This is a genomic window from Streptomyces sp. NPDC001513, from assembly GCF_042894695.1.
In the GTDB taxonomy this organism is placed as follows: Bacteria; Actinomycetota; Actinomycetes; order Streptomycetales; family Streptomycetaceae; genus Streptomyces.
In genome coordinates, this window is record NZ_JBIAVU010000001.1 from 795,417 (window position 1) to 815,746 (window position 20,330).

The following is a 20,330-nucleotide window of genomic DNA, read 5'->3' on the forward strand; positions in this document are numbered from 1 at the left end:
ACAGAGTGGCACGGCCGGATTCGACCTGCATGTCACGCCCTCCGAGGGCCGCGGATGCCGCGCCGTGGCCGGATTTCGGCGCCGGGCCGGGGTGCTCCGGAGGCGGCACTGACGGGTGTTGCCGGCGGCGGGTACGGTTCCGGCATGAATTCCGCAGCAAGTTCGAACGGCGACGACGCAGCGCGCGCGAAGCTCACGACGGTGATCAAGGACACCGCACGCGGGCAGTTGGCGGAGCTGGGGGCGGCGGGGCTGTCTCCGGAGGCGGTGGCCCGCGCGGGCCATCTCGCCGTCACCGATGTCGAGGCCGTGTTCCCGCACCGGGACGACCTGTTGACCGCACTGGTCATCGACGCCTACGACGCGTCGGGCGCCGCGATGGAGGAGGCCGATGAGGCCGCCGTGAAGGCCGGCGCCACGGCGGGCGCCCGGCTCCTCGCGGTGACGCGCGCGCTGCGCCGGTGGTCCTTCGCCAACCCGGCCGAGTTCACCCTGGTCTACGGCTCCCCCGTGCCCGGCTACCACGCCCCGCAGGACACGGTGCCGCCGGCCTCGCGCACCCCCGGGGTGCTCGCCGGCATCGTGCGGTCGGCTCTCATGGGCGGTGAACTCACCCCGCCCCGGCGGGCGGTGCCCGGTCCGCCGCTGCTCCTGCCGGCCGCCGTGGAGGCGTTCGGCGGTGTGCCCGAGGCTCCGTTCTCGGACATCATCGAGCGCGGCATCGTCCTGTGGAGCAACCTCATCGGGCTCCTGGTGTTCCAGGTCTTCAGCCGTACCCACGACAGCGTCCGCGACGAGGCCGCGTTCTTCGACTACTCCATCGCCGTGGCGGCCGAGAGCATCGGGCTCGTGGTCCCCTCGGGCGAGACCACCGACTGAACCCCTGTCCGCCGCAAGCGCGGCACGTGCAGAAAAGCGGGATGTGAACACCACCAGAACCCTCTGCTTCGTCATAGCGGCGCTGTCCTCGTACGCGGCGCTCATCTACCGGCTGCGCCAGGCACGCCGCAGCTGGCGGGACAGCGCCTACCGCACGCTGATCGCCACTCTGCTGCTCCAGTGCCTCACCTTCACCATGGGTGCCTTCGCCATGGGCGGCAAGAGCCTCCTGGGCGTCGGGAACCTCGCCATCCTCGTCATGCACCTGGCCGCGGTCGCCTTCTGCGTCAGCGCGCAGATCATCCTGCTCCGGTGGGCGGCCGCGGACGAAGCGACGGTGCGCAGGACGCGCTACTGGCTGGTCTCCGGCATCGTCCTCGACGTGGTGCTGACGGCCCTGTTCTTCATCGCCGACGGCCCGGGCCGGCCGACCTCGGACTTCGACGGCACCAGCGAGCCGCTGATGCTCACGTACCTCCTGGTCTTCATCGTCTCCCAGGCGGTTCCGTGCGTCGCCATCTACCGGCAGTGCGGCCCCTACGCGCGGATGACCGACAACGCCACGCTGCGCCAGGCCCTTCGGCTGCTCTCGGTGGCCGCGGTGGTCCTCTTCCTCTACTGCATGGCCAGGACGGTCAACATCCTCACGGCCGCGGGCGGTGTCGACATCGGCGCCTGGAAGGTCGCCGCTTCGGTCTTCAGCGCCGCGGGCATCGTCCTGCTCTCGCTCAGCCTGACCAACTCCTCCTGGGGGCCCTCGGCCACCCGGCTCCTGGAGTGGTCCCGGACCTACCGGACCTACCGGGCGCTGTACCCGCTGTGGCGGGACCTGTACGAGGCCTCCCCGGACATCGCCCTGGAGCCGCCGGGCGCGTCGGTCTCGGACCTCGACTACCGCCTCCACCGGCGGGTGGTCGAAATACGCGACGGATGGCGGGACTTGCGCCCGTACATCGACCGCACGGCCGGCGGGGCGGACCGGCCCGGCGGGCCGGGCGGGGAGGCGAGCGAGGAGCTGCGGCAGGCGTTCACGGAGGCGGCGCAGATCAAGCAGGCTCTGCTCGCCAAGCGGACCGGTACCGTCCCGCACGACAACAAGGACGCGGGCGACTTCGACGACCGCGACACGAACAACTTCAGTGCGGAAGTGGCATGGCTCACCCAAGTCGCAGCCGCCTACAGTAAACTCGGCACCGCGAGTTGAGAGCTCCCGCCCGGTTTGCATCCCCCGTCAAACCGGGCGGGCATGCCCGTTCCGCCCGATTCACATCGGGCCGAACGGGTGGACTCCCGCACGGACTGGCCCGGCCCATCCCCCGAGGGCCGGGCCAGTCCGATGTCGCCGGCAGTCGACTCTGTGAAGCCCCCGTGAGTCGACTTAGCTGACAGCTATCGGCGAGACCCCAACGGTGGCGGATTCCAGGCCAATTGTCAACTGACTGCTAATCTGTGAAACTGACAGATAGCCAAGGGCTATGCCGAGGAGGTGACGGGAGGAAGATTCACCATGACCGGGACGGAAAGCGGGTCCGATGACCGGCCCCTGCTCGCAGTGCGCCTCGACGACCTGTTCAAGACGGTTCGCCCCAAGGGCAAGCACTGGACCAATGCCGAGGTGGCGGAGGAGCTGAAGCGCGCCAGTCCCGAACTCAAGGTCGGGGGCGTGTACTTGTCGCAGTTGCGGACGGGCAAGCGCTCCAACCCCTCGCCCGACCTCCTGGCGGCCCTGGCCCGCTTCTTCGGCGTTTCGGTCGCCTACTTCTTCGACGACAAGGTCGCCGAGTCGGTGCTCAGCCAGATCGCCGCCATCGAGGCACTGCGCCAGTCCGGGGTCCGCGCGGTGGCGATGCGCGCGGCCGGGATGAAGAAGGAGAACCTCCAGGCCATCACGGCCATCATGGACCAGTACCGGCAGATGCAGGGCCTGCCGCCCGTCACCGACTCCTCCCAGCCCGAATGAGGGCCTCCCGGAAGGAGCGGTCGGCCGACCAGGACCGGCGCAGCGGGCTCAAGAAGCTCCGCAAGGCCGGCGCCCGGCGGATCGCCGAGCTCGATCTCCCCGAGGCGACCGACGTGGCCGAACTGTGCCGCCACCTCGGCGAGGTGCGCGACCGTCCGATCACGCTCGTCCCGATGCAGATGCCCTCCACGCATCCGTGCGGCATGTGGGTCGCCGCACGCGACGAGGACCTCATCTTCTACGACGCCAACACCACCAGCGCGCATCAGGAGCACATCATCTTGCACGAGCTGGGCCACATCATCTGCTGCCACCGAGGGGCGGGCGGGCTGGACGAGGCGGCCGCCCGCCTCCTCTTCCCCAACCTCGACCCCCAACTCGTACGGGACATGCTCCTGCGCGCGACGTACGACGACGTCCAGGAGCAGGAGGCGGAGATCATCGCCTATCTGCTCTCCCAGCGGATGGGCGGCGCCGAGCACCGGCACGGCGCTCCCCCGGCGGCGGACGCGGACGAGGGCGGCGACCCCGGCGCGAGCGCCGTGCTCAGCCGGATCGAGCGCACCCTGTTCTGAGGGCGAACCTAGGGATCCGAGGGATCCGGGGGGAGGCGGCGTTCAGTGCTCCGTGGAGGCCACCTCTTCGGCGAGGACCGCGACGGCCCGCCTGATGTCGTCCTCGCGGTGTTCGCTGGTGAGGAAGAACCGCAGCCTCGACAGCCCGTCCTCCACGGCGGGGTGCACGATCGGGTCCGCGATGATCCCGCGGTCGAACAGCCCGCCCGCGACGCGCAGGGTCCGCGCCGAGTCGCCCAGGACGCACGGCACGATCGGGGTGTCGGCACTGGAACCCGTGGCCAGACCGGCCGTGGCGGCCAGGCCGAGGAAGAGCCGGGCGTTGTCGCGCAGCGCGCGGACCCGCTGCGGCTCCGCCGCTATCAGCTCGGTCGCGGCCAGTGCCGCGGCCGCGTTGGCCGGAGTCAGGCCCACGCTGTAGACGAAGCCCGGCAGCGTGTGGCGCAGCCAGCGCACCATCCGGGCCGAGCCGCCGAGGTAACCGCCGCAGCTGGCGAAGGCCTTGGAGAGGGTGCCCATCCACAGGTCAACGTCGGACCGGTCGACGCCGAAGAACTCCCCCACGCCCCGGCCGTGTTCGCCGACCGTGCCGATGCTGTGCGCCTCGTCCACCATCAGCAGGGCGCCGTAACGCTTCTTCAATTCGATCACGGCGGGCAGGTCGACGAGGTCGCCGTCCATGCTGTAGGCGCCCTCGACGGCGATCAGCACCCGCCGGAAGCGGGACCGGTTGAGCCGCAGCATGTGTTCCAGCTGCCCGATGTCGTTGTGGGCGAACGGGCGTCGCGCCGCCCCGGACAGGGCGCAGCCCTGGAGGATGCTGTCGTGGGCGAGCGCGTCGTGCACCACCAGGTCCTGCGCGCCGACGAGGTGCCCTATCGCGGTGACGTTGGTGGCGTGGCCGCTCACCAGCGTCAGGCAGTCCCCGACGCCGAGGAACTCGGCCAGTGCCCGCTCCAGCCGGACCGTCAGCTCCCGTTCGCCCGACAGCACGCGGCTCGCGGAGACCGAGGTCCCGTACTGGTCGACTGCCCGGTGCGCTGCCTCGTTGACCGCGGGGTGTCCGGAGATCCCCAGGTAGTTGTAGCTTCCGAAGGACAGGTACGCGCGCCCTCCGATCACCGTGGTGTCGCGGATGGTGCCCTCGTGGACGCGGAAGTACGGGTACTGCGCCCCGCTGTCGGCGATCGCGCCCAAGCGCTGCTCGAACCGCCCCACCTCGGGGAAGTCGTCGACGCTCGCCGTCGCGGCACTCCACTGCGGCTGCGTCTCCCGGGGCGACGGCCGCGCGGGGGGCGCCGGCTCGGCGCGGTCCGGATCGAGCAGGGCGATCAGCCGGCCGACGGTGAGTCCGGGCGTGAAGAGCTCTTCGGCGCGAAAGCCCGGTACGCGCTTGCCGATGCCGACCTCCAGTTCCTGGAGCATCAGGGAGTCGAAGCCGAGGTCGGTCACCAGCGTCATCCGCTCGCTCACGTCGGAGAGCGGGAAGACACCGGTCCGCGCCACCTCTTCGAGCACGACGGCCGCGGCGGACGGGCCCTCGGGCCACGGCGAGCGCGCGGGCTCCGCCTCCCCCGGCCGCTCCACCGGCGCGGCGGGGTCCGGCAGGTCGCGCGCCGACTCGTCCACGACCCAGTGCCGGCGCGGGGCGAGCGGGCTCGGCGGGAGGGTGCACGGGGGCATGCGCTCCGTCCCCGTACGGGCCTCCGGTACGGCCTCCCGTCCCGGGCCGGGGTCTGCGGAGCCACCCGCCTCGACGGCCTCGGCCGCCGCGGTCAGCCGGGCCGCGGCGTCGGCGGTGTCCTGCGCCACGAGGGCGAGGTGTTCCGTGAGGGGGGTCCTACGGGCGAGGGTGTCGGCCACGGCGGCGAGCGGCGGCCGGTCCTCGGTGAGAGTGCGGGCCAGTTCCCGGGCGTAGCGGGCCAGCCCGGCCCGGTCGCGGGCGCTGAGGACCAGCCGGTGCGGTCCCTCGGCCGGCGCGGGCCGGGCCGGTGGGGCGCACTCCTCGACCACCATGTGCACGCCCGTGCCGCCGAAGCCGAAGGCGCTCACCCCCGCCCGGCGCGGCCGGCCGTCGTCCGGCCACGGGGTCGCCTCCGTGGGTACGGTCAGCCGTGCCGCGTCCAGCGCGGAGCGGTCGGCCGGGTCGAACTCCGGCTGGGGCGGTATCACTCCCCGCTGCACGGCCAGGACGGACTTGATGAGCCCGGCCATCCCGGCGGAGTTGAGCGAGTGGCCGATCACCGCCTTCACCGCCCCGAGGTAGGCGGGTGCGGCCCCCTCACCGCGCAGTTCGCCCAGGACGCCGAGCTCGACGGGGTCGCCGACCGTCGTCCCGGTACCGTGGGCCTCCAGGTAGCCCACCGCGTCGGGGGGCAGGTCCGCGTCCCGGTACGCGCGCCGCAGGGCCCGGAGCTGGCCGGCCGCACGGGGGTACATGCCGCCCTGCACGGTCCCGTCGTTGGCCGTTCCCACACCGCGGATCACCGCGTAGACGCGGTCGCCGGCCGCCAGCGCGTCGGACAGGGGCCGCAGCACCAGGACCCCGGCTCCCTCTCCCAGGACGAAGCCGTCGGCCCGCGCGCCGAAGGGCAGGCACCTGCCGCTGCGGGAGAGGGCGCCGATCCGGCACAGCCCGATCAGCAGATCGGGGGCGAGTATCAGCTGGGCGCCGCCGGCGAGTGCGATGCGGGACCGGCCCGCCCGCAGGGCGTGTACGGCGTTGGCCACGGCCATGAGGCCACCGGAGCAGGCCGAGTCCAGGGCGTAGCTCTCGCCGTGCAGGTCGAAGACCGAACTGATCGTGTTCGGCCCCATGTTGAGGAGCAGCCCGGCCACGGAGGTGCCGTGCAGTCCGTCGACCGCGCGGACCGTGTCCGGCCACCGGAGATCGGCCGCCCGCGCGCCGAACTCGCCGCCGGCCAGCTGGCGCATCCGGATCTGCAGGGTGGAGAGCTCGCGGTAGCCGCTCTCGGTGAGCGCGGTGATCACCGAGGTTTCCTCGCGGTCGAAGCCGTCGGCCTCCCACCCCGCGTCCTGGATCGCCTCGCGGGCGAGGTCGATCAGCAGCCGGTGCTGCGGGTCCATCGCCCTGGCCCGCCGCGGCGGGATGCCGTAGTGCGCGGCGTCGAAGTGGCCCACGTCCGGGAGCAGCGCCATGGTGTCCGTGTAGGCCGACGAGGGGTCGCGGGCGTTGTCGCCCAGGAAGGCGGCGGTGCGCCAGCGCGAGTCCGGGATGGTGGAGAACTGTGCCCGCGGCGCCGTCAGAAGTCGCCAGTACTGGTTCACATCCCGCGCTCCGGGGAACCTGCACGCCATCCCCACGACGGCTATGTCGTCGCGCCCCACGCGCCCTGCGTCCACTGCCGGATCCGTCCCCTTCGCCGTGGTCACCCGCCGGCCGCCAGGCGCTCGCGCCACCAGTCGACGGTCTCCTTGACCTGTTCGTCGAGGGGCGTGGCCCGTCCCCCGAACGCCGCCTCGTACGCGTGCGCGTCGACGGTGAACGGGCGGTCGAACTGGTGGCGGATCTCTTTCAGTTCGCGGATCAGCGGGGAGAAGAGCGAAGCCAGGCCCAGCGCGGCCGGCGGGATCCGGCGCACCGCGACCGGTCCCGTACCCGCCTGGGCGGCCAGCCTCTCGACCATCTCCCGGACCGACAGCGCGGGCTCGGTCGGCACGTGCCACGGCCGCCCCCAGGCCCGCTCCTCCCCCGCGACCTCGACCAGGGTCCTGGCCACGTCGGGGAGATAGGTCCAGCTGTGCGGCGCGTCCGGGTCCCCGACGGTGGAGACCGGCTTGCCCCGCAGCAGCGGCGGCAGGACCCGCCCGGCCAGGTGGCCGCCGTCGGTCACACCGGGGCCGAAGAAGTCCGAGGCCCGTACCTCGACCGCCCTGACCCGGCCCTGCTCGTGCAGCGCGCGTGCCTGTTCCCACACGGCGGCGCGCACCCGTCCCTTGGTGCCGGTGGCCGCGAGCGGCAGCTCCTCGGTCAGGGGACCGTCCACCGGGCCGTAGCCGTAGAGGTTGCCCAGCATCACCAGGACGGCCCCGGTCGCCTCGGCCGCGGCCAGGACCGACGAGGCCAGGGGCGGCCAGGCGCGCGCCCAGTGGTGGTAGGGAGGCGCGGCGCAGTTGTGGATCGCGACGGCGCCCCGCGCGGTCTCGGTCAGCCGCGCGCTGTCGGTCGCGTCGAACGCGAAGTGCTGGATTCCGGGTTCCGGTTTTCTGCCCGACGTGGTGACCACCCGTACGGAATGGCCCTGTTCGGCCAGAAGCCGAGCGGTGGCCGCGCCGGCAGGTCCAAAACCGATGACGACATGAGAGCTCACGTACGCACACTAGCGCGAGCCGCCCGCGTCAGACGGCGTACGGCGGCATCCCCCCTGCCTTCCGCTCCGAGCGGGCCGATAGTCGCCTACGGACTGCCGGATCACGACGTTCCGCCGCCCGGAGGCAGGACCCGGGCCCCTCGGCGCCGACCCTCCGCAAGGTCATTCGTATGACTATTCCGTTTCCCTGGAATTCAGCCGTTCGGGCGCGGCACCATGGCTGCTCTCAATGGGCGGGCACGCGGGGGAGCACATGAGGTTCACGGCGTACGACCATGCTCTCGTCCTGGCGGGGCGCCTGGCCCGGGACCGGAGACTCCCGCTGCGCGGAGGCCTCTCCACGCGCGGCACCCGGTGGACGGCCGCGCGCCTCGACGCCCGTCTGGAGCGTTCCGAGGGTCTACCGGCCCGGCTCCAGCGCGAGATGCTCGAACTCGACGGATTCCTGGGCGGACTGAGCATCGCGGACTCGAAGGCCCCGGGGAGCGCCGGGCCCTCGTGGGTACGGGCCATGCTGATCAGGACGACCGACCGGCCCTGGGAGCAGGGCGAGCCGCCGCCCCGGGACCGCCATCTCGCCCGGCTCTACGAGCTGTTGGGGCGCGAGTACGTGCGCTGCGCGGACTGGTCGACCGCGTCCGAGTGCTTCATCGGCGCCGCCTTCCACTGGGGCACCGCCCGCCACAAGCGGCGCACCTACGCCCAGATGGTCGTCCTCATGATGAAGCGGGGGGACCACGCCGCCGCCCTGGACGGTCTGGAGCTCCTCCAGGGCGCGACGCACGGCCCGTCCGCCGCCTTCCACCGGATCGCGGCCCGGATCCTGGACCCGGAGCCCCTGCTCGGCGCGCACGCGACCGAGGGCATCGAGCGGGTGCGCGAGCTGGGGATCATCCCCTACACCTACACCGTCTCCTGCCTCGCGGAGCGCCTCGCCGCCGATGCACAGCCGGAACGCGCCCTCGGCCTCCTGACCGGCGCCCTCGCCCGGCTCGCCGCGGACCGGGCCGACGACTGGCTGGTCGGGGAGCTGGAGCAGGCGGCCGCGAGCATCTGGACCGGGCTGGAACGGTACGAGGAGGGCCTCGCCGTGGCCCTGGCCGCCTGGGCGAAGCTGGACGCACAGCGCTACCGGACGTGTTCGCACACCCAACGGCTCTCCCTCTGGAAGAACTTCGGGCCCGCCCGACGGGCCGCCCTGGTCTCGGCGGTCGCCCTGGGAGACGAACGGACGGTCGCCGAGCTGATCGAGTCGTGCAGGCTCCAGTCCCTGCTCAACGCCGAGGTCGAGGTCGATGACGACGAGAAGCTCGCCGAGAGCGGGATCGACGCCAAGACGGGGACGGCGGACGCCGGGACGGAGGACCCGGACGGTGAGGGCGCCGGGAGGGCCGTGACACCCGCCCCGGCCGCGGAGGACGGGCCCGGCGCGGCCGGCGGCAAGAACCTGGTCGTGTCCTCGGCCGTCTTCACCGCGTACCAGGACGCCCTGAACGCGACGCTCCTGCACTTCCCGGAGCCCGTCTCCTACCAGGGCGAGGCCCGCCTGCTGCCCCACTACCGCGCCGCGCTGCCGCCGAAGGAGGCGCGGCGCCTCACGGCCCGGCCACTGGACGACGCGCTGCCCGAGGGTGTCTTCTGGGCGACCCACATCGAGGACGGTCTCCTCTTCTGGTTCCTCGCACGGGACGGAAAGCCCGCCGGGTTCGGTGTCCAGGACCTCCGGGAGTTCGACCGGATCAAGCCGGTCCTGCTGGGCCTGGCCGGGCACTCCCAGTCCTCCGAACGCAAGACGTGGAGCCTGTTCCCCCACAAGCGCGGCCCCGGGGACTTCTACGAGCCGTTCACCCACCTGAGGAGCTGGCGGTCGGCGGAGGAGCAGATCATCACCCGCACCATCGGGCAGCTCCTGCCGCCACCGCTCGTCGACGTGCTGGGGCGGTCCGGCGCGGACGAACCGCTCCGGCTCACGATCTCCGCGGCCCGCGAACTCACCTGTGTGCCCTGGGCGATCACGATGGTCCCCGGCACGGAGGAGCGGCTGATCGAGAAGGCGGTCCTGCGGATGTGGACCTCGACGCCGACCCAGCTCAAGCGCGCGTCCCGCGACCTCCGGCTGCCGCCCGGCGCACCCGTGCCGTTCCTGCTGGCCTGCGACAACCCGGACGGGTCGCTGCGCGAGCGGACCGCGGACTCCGTGGTGAACGAGGCGGACGTGCTCCTGACCGCCTCCGGGCCCGGCGGCCCCGGGACCAAAAACGCCCTGCTGGCCGCCCTGCACGAGATCGGCCCCTCCACCCACGGGGTCTTCTTCTACCGCGGTCACGGGGTGCACGACAGCGACCCGGCCTGGTCGGCCCTGCCCCTGGCCGAGGAGACGTACGTAGAGTCGGGCGAGCTCTTCGGGGCCTTCGACGACGGCACGCCCTTCCTGCCGATGCCCACGCGGGTGATCCTGTCCTGCTGTTCCAGCTCCAGCGCGTCGGCCCTCGGCGGCGAGGGCATGGGACTCGCGGCGGGCGTCATCCACTCCGGCGCCGACCAGGTGATCGCCACCTCGCTCGACATCCGCGACGCCTCCTTCACCGAGGCCTTCGAGGACCTCCTCGTCCGGGGGATGCTCGACGGGCAGCGGACCGGCGATCACGCGGACCTGCTGAGGCGGTTGCAGCTGAGGATGCTCACCGAGTGGAAGGTGTTCTCGGTGCGCGGGGAAGACCTCGACGGCGAGGAGATCCGCGATCCCCACCCCATCATCTGGGCCTCGTTCCAGGCGTACTGACCAATCGAGAGGACCTGCTTCATGATTGCCGTGTCGATGCCGTCGGACATCGCCGATCTGCTGGTCGCGGAGGGGCTTGCCATCCGGCCGGGGGGCCGGGGCAGTGCGGCCGAGCTCACCGTCGTGGGCATCTCGGCCCTGTCCGCCACCATCAGCCTCCTCCAGGGGCCCGACACCTTCCTGCGGCTCACGGAGCTCGTGCGCACCAACTTCGGGCGGTCCGCCCCCGGGGTCACGGTCGAGATCAAGGCGAACGGCGACACCGTGACCCTCCGGATTCCGGGCGACGCGGATGTCGTGACCGTCGCCCGCCAGGTCCAGGAGGCCCTGATCGGCGACGACGAATAGCAGCGCCGCGCAACGTTGTCGCGGCCGGAAACCTTCTGCAACCATATGACTGCAAGCGGTATCGAACGGGGCGGGGGCTTCGCCGTGGATCCGGCACTCTTGGAACTGGCCAGCATCAGCAGTACGGCCATTTTGGCGGCGGCGGCCACCGACGCCTGGCAGACCATGCGCTCCGGGGTCGCCGGACTCCTCAGGCGGCACGGCGAGAGCCGCGGCGACAACGCCGAGCCGGGCCTGCTGGAGCGGCTCGACGAGGACGCGGCCGCCGTGCAGGCCGTCGCCGAGGACGACCGGCAGGCGGCCCGCGACGAGCGGGCGGACGCCTTGCGGACCCGGCTGGAGGACTGGCTCGCGGAGCATCCGCGGGGCGCCGCGGAACTGGAGGCCCTGACCGCGCGGCCGACGAGGAACGTCATGCATGTCAACGGCCGTGAGGAGAGCACCACTTACGCCGTGATGTTCGGAACGATGAACGTCGACAACCGCGACACCGGCAGGAACGACAGGGACGACGCCTCATGACCGGGCCGCAGGACATCCCGTCCCCGTCCCGGCGCACGGATTGAGGCCCCGAAGACGTGTCGGCCGCCGACGAGCCTCCCCAGGAGGCGTCCCAGTACATCCATGCCGAGCCGGGCAGTTTCGTGTACGCCGTCCTCCACGGGGACATCCACGTGCGGGGTGGCAGGCCCGTCTACCAGGTGGCGCCGTTCGACTTCACGCGCCGGTCCGTGCCCGTCGAGGCCGCTCTTGACCAGCCCAGCAGGCTGCTGGCCGCCGAGAACCGCGTGGTGCCCTTCCACGGCCGGGGAGCCGAACTCGACGCCCTGGGCTGGTGGCGGGAGGCGGACGGCGCGCGCTCGGTGGCGCTCGTGCACGCCGGCGGCGGCCAGGGCAAGACCCGGCTGGCGGCGCGGTTCGCCGCCGACTGCGCGGAGCGGGGCTGGACGGTGTGGGCCGCCCACCACCGGAGCGATCCCCTCGCCGAACAGGTCGTCGCCCCCGGAGACCCGGGGCGCACGCTGTTGCTGATCGTGGACTACGCCGACCGCTGGCCCACCGACGACCTGCTGATGCTGTTGTCGAACCCCCTGCTGCACCGCCCCCGGCAGTGCCGCGTCCTGCTCGTCGCCCGATCGGCGAACCTGTGGTGGCCCGCCCTGCAGAACCGCCTGGACAAGGCCGGCCTCGACACCGGCCCCACCCTCGAACTGCCTTCGCTGGCCACGAGCCACACGGACCGGCAGATCTCCTACCGTGTCGCCCACCGGGCGTTCTCGAAGGCACTCGGGCTCCGCAACCCGCCCCTGCCCGCGGTGCCCGCCGACCTCGACGGCAAGGCGTACGACGTGGCCCTCACCCTCCACATGGCCGCGCTCGTCTCGATCGACAGCTTCCGGCTGGGGCTCACGGCACCGCGCGATCCCGTGGGCCTGTCCCGCTACCTTCTGGACCGCGAACACGACTTCTGGCTGAGCCTCCACGACAACGGCCGCGTGTCCACCGATCCGCGGATCATGCGCCGGGCCGTCCACACGGCCGCGCTGACCGGGACCCTGCCGCACGCCGAGGCCGTCACGGCCCTGGACCGCATCGGCCTGTCCGACGGTCCTCCGTCGGTCGTCGTCGACGACCACGCCGTGTGCTATCCGCCGCGCGATCCGGCGGCCGGCGTCGTACTCGAACCGCTGTACCCGGACCGGCTCGCGGAGGACTTCCTCGCCCTGTCCACGCCCGGGCACGCGTGCGCCGGCTACGTACCGGACCCGTGGGCGGCCGGAGCGGCCGGCCGGCTGCTGCGGCCCGAGCAGGCCCCCTCATCACCGGCCACCGGAGGCCTGAACTGGTTCCGCCGCAAGGCGCAGCCGCCACCACCGGAGACCGTGCCGTACACCCGGTCCGCGCTGTCGGTCCTGACGGACACCGCCCGCCGCTGGCCGCACGTCGCCGAGCACGAGCTGTGGCCGCTCCTGCGGGCGAGGCCGCAGCTGGCCGTCGAGGGCGGCGGCGCCGTGGTGGCCGCCCTGACCGAGATCGCGAGCGTCGACCTTCCCGCGCTGGAGGCGGTGGAGAAGTGTCTGCCGCGACACCAGGACATCGACCTCGCACCCGGCGCGGCGGCGCTGGGCCGCGTGCTGACGGAACACCGGCTGCGGCTCAGCGACAGCCCGGCCGAGCGCGCGAAACTCCACGAGGCGCTGGGCACCAGGCTGGCCCAGGCCGGGCTCTGGAAGGAGGCGGTGGCCTCGTTCCGTTCCGCGGTGAGCATCCGCAGGAGCCTGCCGGACGGGGGGCCGCCGACGAACAGGCTGCGCCTCGCCGGTTCGCTGGGCGATCTCGGCATGGCCCTGTACCGGACGGGCCGGCAACAGCCGGCCGCGGAGCTCATGACCGAGGGCATCCGGCTCTTCCGTGAGCTGCGGCACTCCGGTGTCACCCTGCCCGTGCAGGAGTTCGCCATGGCCCTCAGCAATCTGGGCATGGCGCTCATGGAGATGGGACGGGGGCCGGAGGCCGAGCCCTACACCGCGGAGGGTCTGCGGCTGCGCCGGCGCACGGCCCGCTCGGGCCGCCCGGAGGCCGAGGCCGAACTCGCGGCGTCCCTGGACAACTACGGCCTCCTCCTCTGCCAGAGCGGCCGGCCCCGCGCGGCGCTGCCGTACGTCCGTGACGCGGCCGAGCGCTACCGGAAACTGCACGTGGCCCACCCGGGCAGGTTCGACGAGGACGTGTCCATCGCCTTCAAGAACCTGGGCATGGTGCTCGACGCGACCGGTGACGCCCCGGGCGCCCTGGACGCGGCCCGGCGGGCGTGTGCCATCGCGGAGGAACTCGCGCGGCGCAACCCGTCGGCGTACCGGCGCCTCCACGCCTTCAACCTGCACGGGCTGGCCATCCGCCTGCACCACCAGGAACGGTTCGAGGAGGCCCTGTCCGCGGGCCTCCAGGCCCACGGGATCCGCTCCGCACTGGCGCAGGACGGCTCGGCTCCGCACGCCCTGCACCTGGCGGAGACGGCCGGGTTCGTCGACACCGTCCTCGCGACGCTCGGCCGCCCCGCGGAGGCCGCCCCGTACGCCGGGGAGGCCGTCGGCCTCCTGCGCGGGCTGTACGAGGCCGAGGGCCGGATGTACCGCGCGTACTTCGCCGGCCAGCTCGTCGCCCTGGCGCAACGGCTGTCCCAGGTGGACGATCCCCGCGCCGCGTGGCCGCTCGCGGAGGAGGCGGCCGGTCATCTGCGCGCCGAGCTGCGGGCCGCCCCGGACTCACCCCTGCGGTCCGTCCTCCTCATGTGTCTCGTCGTGTGGGCCGGGCTCTCGAAGGACCTGGAGCTGTGGTCGGACGCCCTCGTTCAGATCACCGAGGCCGTCGACCTGTTCGCGGACCTGCCGGTCGGCAGCGAAGAGGACGAGGCCTGGCGGGAGCTCCTCAGCGCCACGCGCGCCGAGATCCTGGACGCCCTGAACGGCGGCGCCCAGGAGGGATAGACCCTGTTCCGGGCGATCGTCACAACTCCTCGCCCAGCGGCAGCCGGTGGATGCCCGGCAGGTACTCGTCTAGCTCCCCCGGGGTGAACCGGGACATGCCCACGACGTGCCAGAACTCGCCGGCCACATCGCCCTCGTACTTGTAGCCGCCGGACGGTGTCAGCGCCGCCCAGCCGCCCGCCATCCCCATCAGGGTCGCGCGCGGTGACGGCGGGCCGCCGTCCGCCGGCAGGTTCCACAGCCGTACGGTGCCGTCCTCGGCGCCGCTCGCCAGCGTCGTGCCGTCCGGGGAGAAGGCGAGGGAGAGCACCCGGCCGGTGTGGCCGACGAGGTCGGTGACGTGCTCGCCCGTCTCGGCGTTCCACAGGCATACGGACCGGTCGTCGCCCCCGACGGCCAGCAGGGGGCGGCTCGGGTGGGCGGCCACGGTCCACAGCCGTCCGCCGCGTCCGCGCAGCCGCGGGCCCGCCTGCCCGTCCCGCCAGACGATGGCGGTGCCGTCCCAGCTCGCGCTGGCCAGCCAGGCGCTCCCGGGCCCGTACGCGACGCCGTACACCCGGTCCGCGTGCCCGGTGCTCCCGCCGAGCTCCTCCATGAGCCGGCCGCTCCTGGCGTCCCACACCCGTACGACGCTGTCGTCGCAGCCGGTGGCCAGGACGTCGGCGTCCGAGCGGAAGGCGATCGAGCGGACCCGGCCCCGGTGCCCGGTCAGGTTCGACACGGGGGAACCGGTGGGGCGGAACCAGACGTGCACGGAGTCGTCGTCGTTGGCGGTGGCGAGCAGGGTGCCGTCGGCGTTGAAGGCCTCCGCCCAGACGTGCTCGGTCTCGGCGTCGAGCTCCCTCAGGTACTCGCCGCCCGCCGGGTCCCACAGGTACATGTCGCCGTCGTTGCTGGCGGTGGCCAGGAGGGGTTCGACGGGGCTGAACGCCGCCGAGACGAGCCGGTCCCCGCGCCCGGAGAGCTCGTCCGTACGCCGCCCCGTGCGCGTCTCCCAGAGCCGTACGACCCCGTCGTTGCCGGCGGTCGCCAGCTGCGTGCCGTCCGCGCTGAAGGCGACGCCGCTGATGCGGCGGCCGTGGCCGCGCAGGATGCGCTTGCCCTGGCCGGTGGCGGAATCCCAGATCTGCGCGCCGCCGTCGTTGCCGACGGTGAGCAGCTGGCTGTCGCCGGGCCGGAAGGCGCACGCCCAGGCGGTGCCCCGGTGCTCGGCCGGCTGCTGGGGGTGGAGGGCGATCGTGTAGCCGTGGGGGCGCCCGGTGGTGACCGTCCAGAGCCGGACCGCGCCGTTGCTGTCGCAGGCGGCGAGGAGCTTGCCCTCGTCGCCGAACAGCACCTGGTAGACGGCGCCCGTGCCCCGTTCGAGGATTCCGGCGGGGGTGCCGACGACGGGGTCCCAGAGCCGTACCTGGCCGTCGGTGCAGCCGCTGGCGAGGAGGTTCCCCTCGGGGTGGAAGTCGAGGACGTACACGCGGCCGGTGTGTCCGGTGAACTCGTGGAGCAGCCGTGCGTCGGCCGTGCGCCAGATCCGCACGGTGCCGCCGCGCCCGCTCTCGCCCCGGTCGGCGGTCGCGAAGAGGGTACCGTCCGGGCTGAACCGGGCGCGGTACACGGCGCCTTGATGGCCGTCGATCTCCCGGACGCAACGCCCCGTGGCCAGGTCCCAGAGGCGTACCGTCGCGTTCGCGTCGCCGGTGAGCAGCATGCCGCCCGGGCCGTAGACGGCGGTGTAGACGGGCGCGGTGTGGCCGGGAAGCCGGTGCACGGGCCCGCCGGTGGCCACGTCCCACACGGTGACCAGGCCCTCGCGGTCGCCGGTGGCGAGCAGGGTGCCGGCCGCGTCGAAGGAGACCGGCCAGACCCCGTCGGGGTGGACCTCCAGGCGGTGCCGGCACGCTCCGGTCACCGGGTCCCAGAGCCGCACCGCGCCGTCGGAGCCGCCGGTGGCGATCACGTCGGGCCGGAACTTCACGGCGTACACCCGTCCTTCGTGCCCCTGGAGGGTGCGTACGGCCCGGCCGTCGTCGGCGCCGCAGACCAGGATGGAGCCGTCCTCGCTGCCGACGGCGAGGAGTTCGCCGTCGGCGCTGTACGCGATGGGTTCGGGAAGGCGGCTGGTGCGCATGCCGAAGCCGTACGGGACCCCGACCGCCGAGGGCCGGAACCCGGCGTCCACGGGCATCCCGGGGGCGATCGAGGCGGTCCTCAGCTCGGGGGCCGACCGCACCGTGTCGTCCATCGTCACGTCGATGAGCGCGGCCCGGTGCCAGCGGCTGCCGGTCAGCGAGGCGCCCCGCAGGTCGGCCCGGGTGAGCCGGGCCCGGCTCAGGTTCGCGCCGGTCAGGTCGGCGCGGCTGAGGTCCGCCCGGTCGAGGCGGGCGCCGGTCAGCCGGGTGCCCCGCAGCCGGGCGCCCGAGAGGTTGGCGCCGACCAGCCGGGCGTCCGTGAGATCGGCGTCGCTGAGGTCGACCCCGGAGAAGTCGCGGTGCGAGAGGTCCTCCCCGGCCAGGCGGGCGCCCCGCAGGTCGGCGTTGGCGGGCACCCGGAGCCGGTCGCTGATCCGGACGGCGTTGGCGCGGGCGGCGTCGTTGATGCCGCGCCCGGGTGAGTCGAGGGCGTCGCGCACCCATCGGGCGCACCGTTCGTGGTCGGCGAGGTCGCAGAAGAACTCGACCGCGAGCTGGCTGAACGGGCGGGCGTGCAGCAGGGTGTGCTGCCCCCGGGCGAGCTGGCGTGCGGCTTCCCGCGCCACCAGCCATTCGATGACGGAGCCGTGGATGAACTGGAAGACCCCGTCGTCGCTGCGTACCAGGAGGCTGCCGGCGCCGACGGCCTGGGCCCGTTCGGACGGGGTGAGCGGGGACTCGGTGAGCTCACTGAGGGTGGTGGCCACGGTTTCGGTGAGCTCGTCGAGCCGCAGGGCGCTGCGGCCGCTCTCCCAGAGCCGCCAGGCCAGCGCGGTCACCGCGGCCCACAGCTCGTCGACGGTGAGTCCGGGCGGGGCTCCGGGGCCTCCCTGGCCGCGGAGCTCCTCGTAGGTGAGCCAGGAGGCGAACACGTCCTCGTACAGCCGGGCCGGGCTGAGCGCGCGGCCGGCGCCGGCGACCGCCCGCAGCTGGTCCTGGCTCAGGTCGGCGACGAAGGAGAGCAGCCGGGGGTTGCGGCAGAGCATCAGCAGGTCGGGGATGTTGCGCAGGAGCTGGAACCGCTGGTCGGCCGCGCGCTCGTCGCCGTAGCCGCGGACCAGGTAGGAGCGGATCTGCGCGGGGGTGAAGCCCTCGACGGAGAGGATGCGGCGCTGCGGCAGCAGGCCGACGCGCTCGCCGAGCGCGGTGAGGACCTGGGCGTGCGACTTGAAGTGCTGGGTGCGGCTGCTGACCACGATCTTGGCGTTGTCGACGGCGGCGTCGAGGAGGACCTGGAGGTGGTCGGCGGCCCGGTCGTAGCTGACGCGGTGGACGAGTTCGTCGAAGCCGTCGAAGAGCAGGACGACGCGGCCCTGGGCGAGCATGTAGCGCAGGGCCCGCAGGTCGATGGTGTCGACGTCGTGGCCGGCCAGGTGGGCGGCGACGAGTCCTTCGAGGCTGTGCGCCCGGTCGAGGGTGTTGAGCGGGATGAGCAGCGGGGTCAGGTGGGGCAGCTGTTCGGGGATGCGGCGGGCCAGCTCGCGCAGGGCGAAGGTCTTGCCGTGTCCGAAGTCGCCGAGGAGCAGGACGAAGCGGCCGTGGTCGGACTCCAGCAGCTCCAGCAGCTCCTCGACGAGCCCGTCGCGCTCCTGGCCGTCGCTGCGGTCGGCGTCGCGGTAGCGCTGGGGGAGGTAGAGGCCCGGCGGGTACTGTTCGCTGGCCGCGAGCCGGGCGGTCTGGGCGGCGACGTAGCCGCGCAGGTCGAGCAGGCCCTGGAACTCGATGAAGCTGCGGACCCGCACGCGTACGCCGTGGCCGGCCGCCCGCTGCCGCAGCCCGCTCGCGGGGGCGTCGCCCGCGTACACCAGGACGGCCTCGGAACCGGTGTCGGTCGCGTGGACCTGGGCGATGAAGCGGTCGATCTCGTCCTCGGTGGGGGTGCCGGGGTGGACGGCGATGCGCTGCTGCCGGACGACGCCGTCCTCCTGCTCCCGCCAGGTGGCCATGATCTGCGCCATGTCGGCCGGTTCGCGGCGCGGGACGTCGCGCAGCCGTACGCCCTCCGTGCGCACCCGGCAGATCTCCTTGACCTGCTCGATGAGCGCGGCGGCCGGATCCTCCAGCGGGGCCCTGCCCTGGGTGGGCTCGACGGTGATGACGGGGGGCAGTTCGGGGACGGGGAAGACCCGGCGGGTCTGCCTCCAGTCGCCGGGGAAGTGCTCGCTCGCGGCCGTGATCCGGTCGTCCCAGCGGGTGGCTCCGTCCGCGGTGACCCGCAGGAGCTGGAAGCGGGCGGGGGCGGCGGAGCCGAAGAGCGGCAGTTCGCCGGCGGCGCCGGGCAGCTGGGTGCGGCTGGGGACTCCGGTGAGGGTGCGGGGGCCGCCGGTCGGGCCGTGCAGGAGCAGGTGGAGCCGTGGGGCGGCGAGCCGGGCGAAGGTGTCGGCGTCCCGCAGGCCGCCGGGGCCGCCGATCGCGTCGCCGGGGCGGCGGCCGTCGGTGAGCGGATGGCGGAGCGCGCCGATGCGCAGCCAGCCCTCCTCCTCGTAGCGGCGCATGGCCTCGGCGAACCAGGCGGCCTGGTCGCGGCCTATGTACCCGTACTGCTCCTCCGGGCGGTGGCTGTAGGCCATGGAGGAGTTGAAGCCGGCGACGACCGTGCTCAGTTCCGGTACGGGGAAGAGGGTCCAGGGCTGGTCGCTGTCGAAGACGGTGTCCAGGCCCTGGTAGAGGCCGCGGAAGAGCCGGGTGTAGTGGCGCCACTTGGGCCAGTACGGCGGCTGGGGCGCGACCTCGTCGGCCTCGCAGGTGTGGAAGTAGGCCTGGGACGCGGCCTGGTTCACGTCCTGGGCGCCCGGTACCACCATGACGCGCTGGGGCGACAGGTCGAGCTGGGACCGCAGGGCGGTCAGGAAGCTGAGGGCCTGGTCGCACTCGCGCGGGCTGCCGGAGGCGGTGAGGTCCCCGGTCACCACCATCAGGTCGGGGGCGGGGGCGCCCGCGTCCCTGAGCATGATCAGGTCGCCGCGGATCTGCCGGCTGAGCGCGTCGGGCTCGCGGCCGCGCCCGAAGTCGGGCCCGGCCAGGTGCAGGACGGTGACGGCGTCCTGGGTCCGGCCGCCGTCGGCCGGGGAGGCCTGCGGGTAGAGCGGCGCCCGGGCGGGCCGTCGGCGTCCCGCCCAGCCGGGGCCGGCGAGCGCGCTCGGCTGCGGCCGGGCCGGGTTCGGCTGCTCCGGGTGGCGGACGGGGACCGGTCCGCCGCCCGGATAGCCGGGCCGCCGGCCCGGGCGGGCGTGTCCGTCGACGGCCTGCTCGACCCGGGTCAGCAGCAGGGAGCGGGCCGCGTCGATGTCGGCGACGCCCACGAGGTCGACGTAGGTGATGGTGGCGAGCAGTCCCTCGATCGGCATCTCGTCCACGCGTACGGTCAGCAGTCGCCTTTCGGGGGACTCGGGCGATGCGCGGAGCGCGGCCTGCCATTCCATGCGGCCGTAGGTGGAGCGTTCGTAATGGCGGGACAGTACGGCGATCACGGCCTGGGACTCGCTGACACCGCGGTCCATGAAATCTATGAAATTCGTTCCCGGTACGAAGTCCCAGGCCTGCACGACCGTGCGGTACCCGGCTTCCTCCAGGGTCCAGGCGATCCATGCGGCCCATGGCTCGTCGGCCGGCGAGTAGCTGATGAAGAAGTCGAATTCTCTTGCGGGAGCGCCGAATTGCCCATCCGTCATCATGGGAACCATGGTAGGAGCTCCCCCGCCCGAGCGGGCCTGTCCGAATCCATCCGGGCCGCCTGACGATCGACCGCGCGTACGTGCGAATCTGTTCGACGTGTCTCTCC

11 protein-coding genes are annotated in these 20,330 nt (G+C 73.1%); 8 read left to right on the forward strand and 3 right to left on the reverse strand.

Annotated elements, in window-relative coordinates:
* Nucleotides 1–144 precede the first annotated feature (144 nt).
* The 4 genes from ACFYZ4_RS03565 to ACFYZ4_RS03580 all read left to right on the forward strand — a co-directional run bounded on the left by ACFYZ4_RS03565 (nt 145) and on the right by ACFYZ4_RS03580 (nt 3,414).
* Complete coding sequence (locus ACFYZ4_RS03565) at nt 145–879, forward strand: TetR-like C-terminal domain-containing protein (protein WP_390782876.1); 735 nt, start codon at nt 145–147, stop codon at nt 877–879.
* A gap of 43 nt (nt 880–922) precedes the next feature.
* The gene (locus tag ACFYZ4_RS03570) at nt 923–2,083 is read left to right on the forward strand and encodes an MAB_1171c family putative transporter (RefSeq protein WP_351294762.1); all 1,161 of its coding nucleotides are present in this window, start codon (nt 923–925) and stop codon (nt 2,081–2,083) included.
* Nucleotides 2,084–2,386: 303 nt separating this feature from the next.
* Nucleotides 2,387–2,839, forward strand: coding sequence for a helix-turn-helix domain-containing protein (locus ACFYZ4_RS03575; protein ID WP_351294765.1), 453 nt, complete (start codon nt 2,387–2,389; stop codon nt 2,837–2,839).
* Entirely contained in the window at nt 2,836–3,414 is a 579-nt protein-coding gene (locus ACFYZ4_RS03580) for a toxin (RefSeq protein WP_351294767.1), read from the forward strand. The genes ACFYZ4_RS03575 and ACFYZ4_RS03580 overlap by 4 nt, the downstream gene beginning before the upstream one ends.
* A 42-nt stretch (nt 3,415–3,456) precedes the next feature.
* On the opposite strand, the gene ACFYZ4_RS03585 is transcribed toward ACFYZ4_RS03580, so the two are convergent.
* Nucleotides 3,457–6,732, reverse strand: a complete 3,276-nt coding sequence (locus tag ACFYZ4_RS03585) for an aminotransferase class I/II-fold pyridoxal phosphate-dependent enzyme (protein WP_390782918.1) — start codon at nt 6,730–6,732, stop codon at nt 3,457–3,459.
* A gap of 71 nt (nt 6,733–6,803) precedes the next feature.
* Nucleotides 6,804–7,745 carry an NAD-dependent epimerase/dehydratase family protein gene (locus ACFYZ4_RS03590; RefSeq protein WP_390782877.1) on the reverse strand — a complete coding sequence of 314 codons (942 nt, stop codon included), beginning with the start codon at nt 7,743–7,745 and terminating at the stop codon, nt 6,804–6,806.
* A 253-nt stretch (nt 7,746–7,998) separates the two neighbouring features.
* Here ACFYZ4_RS03590 and ACFYZ4_RS03595 point away from each other — a divergent pair, with 253 nt between their 5' ends.
* Genes ACFYZ4_RS03595 through ACFYZ4_RS03610 form a run of 4 tightly spaced genes read left to right on the forward strand, consistent with a single transcriptional unit; the run spans nt 7,999 to nt 14,363 of the window.
* A complete protein-coding gene (locus tag ACFYZ4_RS03595; RefSeq protein ID WP_390782878.1) occupies nt 7,999–10,527 on the forward strand; it encodes a CHAT domain-containing protein in 2,529 nt (842 codons plus the stop codon).
* Between the two features lie 21 nt (nt 10,528–10,548).
* A complete protein-coding gene (locus ACFYZ4_RS03600) occupies nt 10,549–10,875 on the forward strand; it encodes a hypothetical protein (protein ID WP_351294779.1) in 327 nt (108 codons plus the stop codon).
* A 45-nt stretch (nt 10,876–10,920) separates the two neighbouring features.
* Nucleotides 10,921–11,397 (forward strand): hypothetical protein, encoded by a 477-nt coding sequence (locus tag ACFYZ4_RS03605; protein WP_390782879.1) that lies wholly within the window; start codon nt 10,921–10,923, stop codon nt 11,395–11,397.
* 56 nt (nt 11,398–11,453) lie between these two features.
* Entirely contained in the window at nt 11,454–14,363 is a 2,910-nt protein-coding gene (locus ACFYZ4_RS03610) for a tetratricopeptide repeat protein (protein WP_390782880.1), read from the forward strand.
* A gap of 19 nt (nt 14,364–14,382) precedes the next feature.
* On the opposite strand, the gene ACFYZ4_RS03615 is transcribed toward ACFYZ4_RS03610, so the two are convergent.
* Complete coding sequence (locus tag ACFYZ4_RS03615) at nt 14,383–20,223, reverse strand: TIR domain-containing protein (protein WP_390782881.1); 5,841 nt, start codon at nt 20,221–20,223, stop codon at nt 14,383–14,385.
* Nucleotides 20,224–20,330 lie beyond the last annotated feature (107 nt).